Below are 10295 nucleotides of genomic sequence, written 5' to 3' on the forward strand. Positions count from 1 at the left end.
GGGGCCGAGCGGCCGCACGACAGGCTCGAGCACCTCCACGTACCGCGCGATGCGTAAGCCGGCCTCAATCGCCAGGTCCTCGCTCAGTGAGGCCGCCGGGAGCGTCTCGTGCAGGCGCGTCCAGCGTTCCGTCCACTCCTCCGCTTCCACCCCTGGGCCCAGCTGCGCCGCGATTTCCCCCATCGCCGCAGATAGCGCGGCGATGCGGGCGTAGTTGTCCTCGCGGTCCCCCTCGAAGTGCAGGCCTATTTCGATGAGGCCCGCCCGCGGCCGGACCCAGACCTCGTAGTGCTGGGCGAAGTCGCCGAAGGAGAACTGCAGCAGCGAGCCGCGCTGCCGGGCCGCTGGCTTCTCCCCGGCCATCGCCCCGAGGGCCGCGGACCGGACAATCTCCAGGAACTCTCGCGTCTTCAGGGCCACGGGGCGACGATAGCTCACTCTCTCAAGGACAGGTTCAGGCCGCATGGCAGGCAGTGCATGCGGAGCGAGATGCTAATAATATGGTCGCTGTTGGAGAAAGGAGCCGCGAATGGACGCCGGCCTGATCATCCTCATCGTCGTCATAGCAGTCCTGGTGCTGCTCGTCATCATGGCAGTCGGCATTTATAACGGCCTCGTGAGCGCCCGCTTCCGGGTGCGAGAGGCCTGGTCCGGCATCGACGTGCAGCTCAAGCGCCGTTCGAGCCTGATCCCGAACCTCGTCGAAACCGTGAGGGGGTACGCCGCGCACGAACGCGAGACGCTGGAGAACGTCACGCGCGCCCGCGCCGCCCTCGACCGCGCCGGGTCGCCAGCGGAAGCCGCCCAGGCCAACAACATGCTCACGCAGACCCTGCGCTCGTTGTTCGCCGTTGCCGAAGCCTACCCGGACCTCAAGGCCAATCAGAGCTTCCAGCAGCTCCAGAGCGACCTGACCGACACCGAGGACAAGATCGCCTACGCGCGCCAGTTCTACAACCGCAACGTCCTCGCCTACAACGAGAAGACCAGCACGTTCCCCTCGGTCATCATCGCCAACATGTTCAACTTCCAGCCCGAGGAGTTCTTCGAGGCCGAAGAGGCGGCCCGCGAGGACGTGCGCGTGAGCTTCGCGCCCAGCGCGCCTGCGGCGCAGGCGCAGAGCCCGCCGCCGGCCCCGCCCGCCTCTCCTCCTTCAACCTGAGGCGGCGAGGACCAGCGTAGCGCCCTCACTCGAGGGCCGCGGCCGGGGGGCATCTGTGTCCGAGCTTCAGCAGCCGGTTCTCATCTACGACCGGATTGCGTCCAACAAGCGCAAGACGTTCCTCCTGCTGGCCGCTTTCTTTGTGCTCACCTCGGCCATGGTGATCCTCGTCGGCTACCTCGCGGGGCTGCCTCTGGGGTTTTCGCCGTTCATCATGCTCTTCGTGCTGCTTTACGCGGCGTTCGCCTACTTCGCCTCGGACAGCGTCGCCCTCGCCGTGAGCGGCGCGCGGGGGCCGGTGACCGAGGAGCAAGAGCCGCTGCTTTACCGCACGGTAGAGAACCTGTGCATTGGCGCGGGCTTGCCCATGCCGAAGGTCTACGTCATCGAGGACGGCGCGATGAACGCCTTCGCGACCGGGCGCGACCCCGAGCACGCCTCCGTGGCCGTCACTCGCGGCCTCTTGTCCAAGCTCGACAAGCTCGAACTCGAGGGCGTCATCGCCCACGAGCTCTCGCACATCGGGAACCGTGACACCCTCCTCATGACCACGCTCGTGCTCCTGGCCGGAGTGATCGCCCTGCTCGCGGACCTCGCCTTCAGGCTGACCTGGTACGGCGCCGGCGCCAGGCGCTCATACAAGGGCAAGAACAGCAGTGGCGCCGCGATCCTCGTCCTGGTCGCGATCATCGCCGCCGTACTGGCGCCGATAGCCGCGCGCATCATCACGATGGCCGTGTCGCGCGAGCGCGAGTACCTCGCCGACGCCTCAGGGGCGCTCCTGACCCGCTACCCTGAAGGCCTTGCGCGCGCGCTCGAGAAGATCAGCGCCGATGAGGACCCGCTCGACACGGCGACCAAGGCTACCGAGCACCTCTACTTCGTCAACCCCCTGAAAGCCCACCAGAGCGCCCTCAACAACCTCTTCGCCACTCATCCCCCCATCGAAGAACGCATCCGCCTCCTGCGGGCAATGTGAGGACGCGAGCACCGCGGGTCGGCCTTGGAGCGCCCCGGGCCGGCGGCGCCCGGGTTCGCAGGCCGCAGAGCGGCCAATACCCGCATTCGATGTACTGATTACCGGCGGCCATTCTGACGCTCACGTAAATGTCCGAATACTGATATAATGAACGCCAGCCCGGGAGGCGCTTTGGCAACCGTAACTCCTGTCGAGCCCAACGACGAGGCCATCAAGCGGCGCGAAATGATGATGCGCAGCGGCCCCCGTGGCGGCGGCATGGGCGGCGCCGACGCGTCCAGCCTCCTCACCGTCCACAAGACCTTCTCCGCCCTCAAGATCCCCGCCTACCAGCTGCTCTGGCTGAGCATGCTGGGCTCCTTCGCCGGGATGCAGATGCAGATGGTGGCCCGCGGCGTCCTCGCCTACGAGATCGGCGGGACGAACAGCGCCATCGCCGTTGTCAGCCTCGGCTGGGGCATCCCCATGCTGCTGTTCTCCCTCGTCGGCGGCACCCTGGCCGACCGCATCAACCGCCGCCGCCTGATGATGCTCTCTCAGCTCATGACAGCCTCCGTCGCTCTTACGGTGGCCGTGCTCGTCCACACCGGCATGATCGAGATCTGGCACCTCTTCGTCGCCGGGCTCGCCCAGGGCGTGGTCTTCTCCTTTAGCGGCCCCGCCCGCCAGGCCTTCATCCCCGAGGTCGTCGGCGAGAAGGAGCTGATGAACGCCATCGCCCTGAACCAGGCCGGCATGAACCTCACGCGCGTCGCCGGACCGTTCGTCGCCGGAGCCCTCATCGCCGTACCATGGATCGACATAGAGGGCGTCTTCTTCATCCAGGCCGCGCTCAACGTCTGCGCCCTGCTCCTGATCCTTGCCATCCCCCTCGTACGCGCGGCGCCGGAGGTCGAGGCCGAGAAGCGAGAGCGCGAGGCGCGGGGCCAGTTCGGGCCCATGTACGGCGGCCCCCGCGGCACGATGGTCCAGGACCTGGTCGACGGCCTGCGCTATGTCATCGCCAGCCCCATCCTCCTGACCTTGCTCGTCATGGGCCTCGTCCCGGCGCTCATCGGCATGTCTTACCAGAGCTTCCTGCCCGTGTTCGCGAAGGACGTCTTCGGCGACGGCGTGCACCGCAATGCCGAGGGCCTGGGCCTCATGATGACCGTGAGCGGCATCGGCGCGCTGGCCGGCTCGCTGGTCATGGCTTCGATGGCTGACTTCCCGCGCCGGACACAGCTACAGCTGTACTCAGGGTTGGGCTTCGGCATCTTCCTGGCTGGCTTTGCCCTGATGGGGAACTACGTGGGCGCGCTCCTGGCCCTCGCCATGCTCGGCTTCATGTCCAGCTACTTCCAGGGCCTTAACAGCACCATGGTCATGACAGCCAGCGACGCCCAGTTCTACGGGCGCGTCATGAGCGTGAACATGATGACCTTCTCCCTCATGCCCCTCGGCACCTTGCCAATGGGCTTCATCGCCGACAGCATCGGCAGCCTGTCCCTCGGCCCCATCGACCTGATCGGCATTCAGGCGGCGCAGTTCGGCGCCGGCGTCATCCTCACGCTGTTCATCCTCGCGGTCACCGTGTTCAACCCTGCCTACCGTCAGCTCGAGCAGGACGACTTCAAGCGCTTTGCCCTCGTTGCCGTCGAGCGAGTCCAGGAGGGACGCGGCGAGGGCTCGATCTGGTCGCAGCTCCGGCGCTCCATGAAGCACGAGCGCGGTTCCACCCTCGCGCGAAAGTACTCGGATATGCCCACAGAGGTCGACTCCGCGACCGGGGGCGGTTCCGGCTAGTCACGCCTGCCGCCACCCTCCCACCGACCCCAACCTGACCTGTCGTCTCGGCATACCGCCAGCAAGGGCGCATGGCGCCTTCGTTCGCACCCCGCTTGCCCGCGTGCCCGGCGGCGAAGCCCCGCCGGCGGCATCCGCGGCGGGGCTGAATGGCCCTGCATAAAGCACGCCCCGGAGCATTCCCCTAGGCGTTTACCCTAAAGTCGGCCGCAAGAGCACCGATAAAGTGCACAGGACGCTGGAGCGCGTCCTGCTTGCCAGCGGAGGCGGTGCACGGCCGTCACCCCGAGTATCGCCTCCGCTGGCAGGATCCCGTTACGCCAGCCGCTTCCCCCTCGTTTTCATTTGTGGACACGGACGTCACGGAGGCGCAGGATGCACGCCACGACCATTGGCCACTACGGCTGGCACTTCTTCGTCACGAAGCGCGATGGCTCGCGCGACCACTACACCCTCGAAGCCCTCGACCAGCAGTTCCAGCTCGGCGTCAGGGGCGCCACATGGGAGGCCTCCGTCCTGGCGCGGCAGGTCGCCCGCTTGACCGGCGGCGAGGTCGAAGTGACCTTCAACGGCGTGCCGATCTCGACAGCATCGCCCCTGTAGCGCGCCGCTACGCCGACCTCTTGGAAAGCGCATGCAATTCGCGCCACGCGCGACTTTACGTGCGCGCAACCGCGACCGCCGCATGCTTGGAGCAAAGGAGGCGAACCTCATGTACATTGGCGGCGGTCTTCTCGCGGTCATCCTCATCATCCTTCTGTTGATCCTTCTCCTCTAGTAAGAGGACGGGGCAAGCAAAGGAGAGGGCCGGTCATGAGACCGGCCCTCTCGCTTCTCGTTGCTCCCTACACCGGGCGGTTCCGGCTGAAGTGGTCCAGGGCAGCCTCGGTCGTTTGCGCCCTCTGTTCCTCCAGCTTGCGCGCAACTTCCTCGGCGATATCGGCTTCCCCTTCGGCCTCGGCCTTCTTGCGTTGCCAGAACTGCCACCAGCGGCGCCCGGGATACTTGCGGACCGGCGCCTGCGGCCCGGGCGTGTCCACGGATAGCTCCGCCGGCTTCTCTCCGAACACGTTGGGCAGGAGAGCCTTCAAACGCGCCTCTTCCTCGGCGCTGAACTCGTGCCGCGCCAGGGTCTGGACGGTCGCCGCGCGCCGGAAGGCGATATCCCCCGGCATCGTGTTCATGGTCCGGTCGTAGGCCTCGGCGACCTTTGCCGCCCCGTCGTCGTCGAGCTCGAGCAGGGCACGCAGGCGCGCGATGCTGACCGAGCGCAACCCCTCATCGTCGAGCGAGTACTCGGCGTCGATCAGCCGCCGGACCTCGATTGCCAGCTCCTCGCCCTCGAGGTAGGGAAGCTTTCTCAGTCCGGCTGCGATCTCGCGGTCGCGCTCCGGGCCCGCTCGCAGAGAAACCACCTTCTGCCAGTCCGTCTCCATGACATCTCCTTGACGGAAAGAAAGGGCTCCCGCAACGGAAGCCCTCCCCTCGCTTGTCCGTTTATAGTGGAGAGTCAGGCGCTAATGCCGTCGTAACCGGGCCTGGCGCAGGCTTTCGCCTTCGTGTCAAAGGCTTGACGCGGGCTGTGGTTGGGCTATGCTATGCGTCAATTGCGTAAGCTCTTTCCCTTATGCCCCTTCGCCTGAAGCTAGACCCGCGCCCGCCTCTCTACGACTCCGTCGCCGAGGCTGTCATCGCCGACGACGAGGGCCAGATTGAGGACGACGTCGAGCACGCGCATTGGAGCCCCCTCGCGCCGCCCCCGCCCGCCGCCGGCCTGCGCCTTGCCTTCGTTGACGGCGTGGAGCGGCGCGAAAGACGCCTGTCCGCCGAAGGTGAAGGCCGCTTCGTGCCGGGCCTGCTCGCCTCCTACGCCGCGGGAGCGGTATGGCCGGGGCGGCGGATCGACCCCTCGGACGTGAGGCTCGAGCGAAGGCTCATAATCGGCTGTGGCGAACGTTGTCCCTCGCTCGTAATGAAGTCCGCAACGTCCACCCTTTGCTACACTTCGGTCTCGAGTCCGGAATCAGACTTCGAGGGCCTCGGGCGAGTCCTGAACCACCTTCGCGCCGACATGGAGGCGTCGCTCGTCCGCCGGCTCGTCGACGCCGGCGCCGGCCTCATCGTGGTTGACGGACGCCTCCCACCCGACGTCGAGGCGCCGGCCGTGGGCCTGATCAAGACGCCCCACGTCCTGCCTTCGGTCGTCGCTCGGCACTTCGACGTGCTCTCCCGGCTCCGGGCCGGCGAGCGCTCGCCCGTATTCGTGCGCCGGCGCTCTGACCGCGCCTATTACTGCTGGTTCCTCTGCCTGCGCCGGCCTGCGGCCTCCGAGGTCGCGCTCTCGGGCCTTGCCTTGCTCGAACTGTCGGGTTCCACGCCGAAAGAGGAAGCCGTGCGGCTCGCGGACCTGTCGGCCGCCCACCTGCCGGCCTTCGCCTCTCAGCCCTACCAGGATGACCGGGCGCCCCAGAACCTCCTGCCCGTCGGGCTGCTCGAAAGTCACCTCCGCCACCTCCTCGGCAACCCTGACCTCCTCCATCGCCTGGCAGTCGAGACCTTCGCCGCGGAGGAGATATGGCTTTAGAGCCCGTCGGACAGGTGATCGGGACCGACGACGCCTTCGCCCTCGACTTCTGGGTGCACGTCGAGGAGGGCCGCTATCTGCAGCTTGACGATGTCGTCACCGTGCCCATCGTCCTGCCCGACGGTCAGTCAGTGACCATTCACGGCGTCGTCGATACGGTCCGCTCGCGGCTCGAGGGTGCGCGTTTCGGCAGCGACGCGAAGCGCGCCCGCGAGGGCATCATGCCCTTCAACGTCGCGAATGCGGCGCACGTGGCCGTCACGCGCGTGGACCCCGAGGTCTTCGTCGCCCCCTTTCCCGGGAGCGACGCCTTCAAGAGCGAAGGCCTCCAGCGTGAGCAAGCCCTCTACTTCGACAAAATGCTCGCCGCTGGCACCGCTTTCTGCGCCGGCTTCTCGCGCGATGGGCAGCTTATGTACGGCAACATCGAGTTCCTCGACGGCACCCGTGGCGCCCACATGAACATCTCCGGCATCAGCGGCGTCGCGACCAAGACCAGCTACGCCCTCTTCCTCCTCTATTCACTCTTCCACTCCGGCGTCCTCCAGGGCCACGGGCCGAATACGAAGGCTATAGTCTTCAACGTGAAGGGGGAGGACCTCCTCTGGCTCGATAAGCCCAATCGTCTCCTGGACGACGGCGCGCGGCGCATGTATGAGAAGGCCGGGCTGCCTGTCGGCCCATTCCGCAGCGTCGCGGTCTGGTCCCCCGTCCGCAAGGGCGACGCGCTGATCGCCGCCGCCGACACCCGCACGGAGGGCGTGCGCGCCTACGCCTGGTCGCTGGCCGACTTCTGCCGCGAGCGCATGCTCCGCTTCCTCTTCGCCGAAGCCGACAGCGAGACCAGCCAGCTGTCCTTCGTCATCCGCCAGGTCGAAGACTGGCTCGCGGACCCGGAGACGATGACGGGGCCCGACGACCGCGGCTTCATGGTCACCTCCGACGGCACCGTCGTGCGGAGCTTCACGGATCTCGCCCACCTGCTCGAGGCCTACATCGACAGCATCGCTTCCCGCGTCGCCCAGGGCACGCAGCAGGCCTTCATCCGCCGCCTCTTCGACGCCGCCGCCACCGCCGGCCACCTCGTCCGGGCGATACCGCCCTCGCTCGCCGACCAGCACCGCATCCGCGTGCTCGACGCCGACGGCGAGTCCAACAAGCAGATCACGGTCATAGACATCAACGGCCTGCCCGACCGGGCGAAGCGCTTCGTAGTCGGCGTGGTCGTCCGCCGCCTCGTGGAGCAGAAGGAGGGCCTCGGCACAGGGCGCCCGCTGGTCTTCGTTGTGCTGGACGAACTGAACAAATACGCGCCCCGCGAGGGCTGGAGCCCGATCAAGGAGGTGGTGCTCGATATTGCGGAGCGCGGCCGCAGCCTCGGCCTCGTGCTCATCGGCGCCCAGCAGACGGCGAGCGAGATCGAGCGTCGGGTGACGGCGAACGCCTCCTTCCGCGTGGCGGGGCGCCTGGACACGGCCGAAGCCGCGCGCGACGAGTACGGCTTTCTCTCCGACGCCGCCCGCGCCCGCGCCTCCATCCTCAAGCCCGGCTCCATGTTCCTCCGCCAGCCGGAGATCCCGGTCCCGCTCCTGGTGCAGTTCCCCTTCCCCGCCTGGGCAACCCGGAAGGACGAAGTCGACCTCTCAGCCGGCGATGGGCTGGGCATTCGCCTGGGGCGGTAGGCATGCGCGTCCTCCACACCGCCGACTGGCACCTGGGCCGCCAGATCCGCGGCCGCTCGCGGCAGGACGAGTTCGAGGCCGTGCTCGCCGAGGTCGCCGCCATCGTGCGGAGCGAACGCGTCGACCTCCTCCTCGTCGCCGGCGACATCTTCGACACCTTCTCGCCCGCGCCGGAGGCCGAAAAGCTCCTGTACGAGACGCTCGAGCAGATGGTGCGCGAGGGAGCCCAGGTGGTGCTCCTCGCCGGCAACCACGACCACGCCCGCCACATGGACGCCCTGACGCGCGTGCTGCGTCTGGCGGGCATACACTGCTTCGGCTCCGTTACGGCCGATCCGGCCCTGGCGCGCGTGGCCATCCCCTCGCGCGACAGGAGCGAGGTGGCGCAAATCGTGGCCCTGCCCTGGGTCCCGGAGCGCTTCACCTTCGACTTCGAGTCTCTTGCCAGGGGCCTCGAAAAGCCCCTCGCCCAGTACGCCGAGCGCATGGAACGGCTCATCCGCCACCTCTGGTCGAAGCCAGACCCGAAGGCGGTCAACATCTTCGCCGGCCACATGCTGATCAGCGGCGCCGAGATCGGCCCCGGCGGCGGCGAGCGCCAGCTCCAGATCGGCCAGAACTTCGCCGTCAAGGCCTCCGCGCTCCCGGACGACGCCGAGTACGTCGCCCTGGGCCACGTGCACAAGCCGCAGCAGATCGCAGCCGCCTCTCGCGTCGAGTACTCGGGCTCGCTCCTCCAACTCGACTTCGGCGAGGCGGACCAGAAGCGCAGCGTCAACCTGGTCGAGCTGCGGCCGGGACTGCCGCCGGACGTGCGGCGTCTCGAGCTCAAGGGCGGCCGGCCCTTGCGCAACGTCACGGTGCGCTTTGCCGACCTGCCGCGGCTGGCGGAGGAGCACGCGGGCGCCTACCTCAAGGTGACGGTAGAGCTTGACGAGTTCGTGCCGGCGCTGGCCCAGAAGGTGCATGACCTCGTCCCCAACGCCGTCGAGGTGACCCCCCCGAAGCTGCCCGCTGCGGCGTCCGGGCCGGACCCACGCGAGCAACGCCGCGGCCTCCAGCCCCACGAGCTCTTTGCGAGCTTCTATCGCAGCAAGCGCGGCACGGACGCGCCCGCGGAACTGGTCCGGCTCTTCAACCAACTGCTGACGGAGGCTGAGCGTGCGTCCCCTTAACCTGCGCCTCGCCGGTTTCACGTGCTACAGCGACCCCGTCGAAATCCCCTTCCGGGGCATGGACATCTTCGCCATCACCGGCCCCACCGGCGCCGGCAAGAGCACCATCGTCGACGCTATCTGCTACGCGCTCTACGGCCGCGTCCCCCGGCACGGCGAGACCACGAGCCTCATCTCCCACAACCGCGACAGCATGAGCGTCGACCTCGAGTTCGAGGCCGGCGGAAAGCAGTACCGCGTGCACCGCGGCATCAACCAGACTCGGCGGACCGCCCGCGACGGCCGCGAGCTCGTGACTCGCGCGCCCTCGCCCGTACAGCTCGAGGAGTGCGTCGACGGCCAGTGGCAGCCAGTGGCCGGCCGCGTCAAGGACATCGACAAGGAGATCGAGCGCATCGTCGGCCTGGACTACCGCAGTTTCACTGTGTGCGTCTTGCTGCCTCAGGGGCGCTTTCAGGAGTTCCTCGCCGGGGAGAAGAAGGACCGCCGCCAGGTGCTCACGGACCTCCTCGACATCGGCATTTACGAAGAGGTTATGCGTCTGGCGAACCAGCAATCCCGCGACCTGGAGGCCCAGATCAGCGCCAACGACCGCCGCCAGCGCGAGGACTATGGCGGCGCGACGCCCGAGGCGCTCGAAGATGTCCGGGCGCAGATCGAGGAGGCCCGCCCTCGCCTCCACCTCGCCCAGCGGCAGCGCGAAGCCCTGACGGACGCCCTCGGGCTGGCCCGGACCGTGGTCGAGGCCCGTAAGCGTCAGAACGAAAAGCTGGCCTCCCACGAGCAGACGCTCCTAGACATCGCCGAGGCCGAGGAGCTGGCCCGTGAGGGACAGCAACGGCTCCAGGAGCTACGGCAAGAGCACGCGCGCGCCCGGGACGCGCTCGCGGCCCTCTCCTACGACCACGCTCGCCACCTCGCCCTCGAG

10 protein-coding genes are annotated in these 10295 nt (G+C 67.8%); 8 read left to right on the forward strand and 2 right to left on the reverse strand.

Features of this window, described 5'->3' with window-relative positions:
• Window positions 1-438 (reverse strand): hypothetical protein (locus tag VNN10_08655; GenBank protein ID HXH22086.1); only part of this gene is annotated, 438 nt, incomplete at its 3' end.
• A 91-nt stretch (window positions 439-529) separates the two neighbouring features.
• Between VNN10_08655 and VNN10_08660 the strand changes: the two genes are divergently transcribed.
• From VNN10_08660 to VNN10_08675, 4 genes are all read left to right on the forward strand, one after another.
• The gene (locus tag VNN10_08660) at window positions 530-1162 is read left to right on the forward strand and encodes a LemA family protein (protein ID HXH22087.1); all 633 of its coding nucleotides are present in this window, start codon (window positions 530-532) and stop codon (window positions 1160-1162) included.
• 55 nt (window positions 1163-1217) lie between these two features.
• Window positions 1218-2141 (forward strand): M48 family metallopeptidase, encoded by a 924-nt coding sequence (locus tag VNN10_08665; GenBank protein ID HXH22088.1) that lies wholly within the window; start codon window positions 1218-1220, stop codon window positions 2139-2141.
• Between the two features lie 171 nt (window positions 2142-2312).
• Window positions 2313-3926, forward strand: a complete 1614-nt coding sequence (locus VNN10_08670; protein HXH22089.1) for an MFS transporter — start codon at window positions 2313-2315, stop codon at window positions 3924-3926.
• Between the two features lie 375 nt (window positions 3927-4301).
• Window positions 4302-4529, forward strand: a complete 228-nt coding sequence (locus tag VNN10_08675) for a hypothetical protein (protein ID HXH22090.1) — start codon at window positions 4302-4304, stop codon at window positions 4527-4529.
• A gap of 242 nt (window positions 4530-4771) precedes the next feature.
• Here VNN10_08675 and VNN10_08680 read toward each other — a convergent pair whose 3' ends face one another.
• Window positions 4772-5362: a hypothetical protein gene (locus tag VNN10_08680; protein HXH22091.1), complete on the reverse strand. Its 591-nt coding sequence runs from the start codon at window positions 5360-5362 to the stop codon at window positions 4772-4774.
• 191 nt (window positions 5363-5553) lie between these two features.
• On the opposite strand from VNN10_08680, the gene VNN10_08685 reads away from it, so the two are divergent.
• The 4 genes from VNN10_08685 to VNN10_08700 all read left to right on the forward strand — a co-directional run.
• Window positions 5554-6510 carry a hypothetical protein gene (locus VNN10_08685; protein HXH22092.1) on the forward strand — a complete coding sequence of 319 codons (957 nt, stop codon included), beginning with the start codon at window positions 5554-5556 and terminating at the stop codon, window positions 6508-6510.
• Window positions 6501-8192 (forward strand): ATP-binding protein, encoded by a 1692-nt coding sequence (locus VNN10_08690; protein ID HXH22093.1) that lies wholly within the window; start codon window positions 6501-6503, stop codon window positions 8190-8192. The genes VNN10_08685 and VNN10_08690 overlap by 10 nt, the downstream gene beginning before the upstream one ends.
• A 2-nt stretch (window positions 8193-8194) precedes the next feature.
• Window positions 8195-9367 (forward strand): exonuclease SbcCD subunit D, encoded by a 1173-nt coding sequence (locus VNN10_08695; GenBank protein ID HXH22094.1) that lies wholly within the window; start codon window positions 8195-8197, stop codon window positions 9365-9367.
• Window positions 9354-10295, forward strand: a 942-nt coding sequence (locus VNN10_08700) for an SMC family ATPase (GenBank protein ID HXH22095.1), incomplete at its 3' end; no start/stop codon positions are given. The genes VNN10_08695 and VNN10_08700, both read left to right, overlap by 14 nt.

This window comes from Dehalococcoidia bacterium, assembly GCA_035574915.1.
GTDB lineage: Bacteria > Chloroflexota > Dehalococcoidia > DSTF01 > WHTK01 > DATLYJ01.

Excerpts from the sequence above, each read along its gene's own strand:
- VNN10_08675 (HXH22090.1), top strand. The coding sequence starts at position 4,302 with ATGCACGCCACGACCATTGGCCACTACGGCTGGCACTTCTTCGTCACG.
- VNN10_08680 (HXH22091.1), bottom strand. The coding sequence starts at position 5,362 with ATGGAGACGGACTGGCAGAAGGTGGTTTCTCTGCGAGCGGGCCCGGAG.
- VNN10_08695 (HXH22094.1), top strand. The coding sequence starts at position 8,195 with ATGCGCGTCCTCCACACCGCCGACTGGCACCTGGGCCGCCAGATCCGC.
- VNN10_08685 (HXH22092.1), top strand. The coding sequence starts at position 5,554 with ATGCCCCTTCGCCTGAAGCTAGACCCGCGCCCGCCTCTCTACGACTCC.
- VNN10_08690 (HXH22093.1), top strand. The coding sequence starts at position 6,501 with ATGGCTTTAGAGCCCGTCGGACAGGTGATCGGGACCGACGACGCCTTC.
- VNN10_08660 (HXH22087.1), top strand. The coding sequence starts at position 530 with ATGGACGCCGGCCTGATCATCCTCATCGTCGTCATAGCAGTCCTGGTG.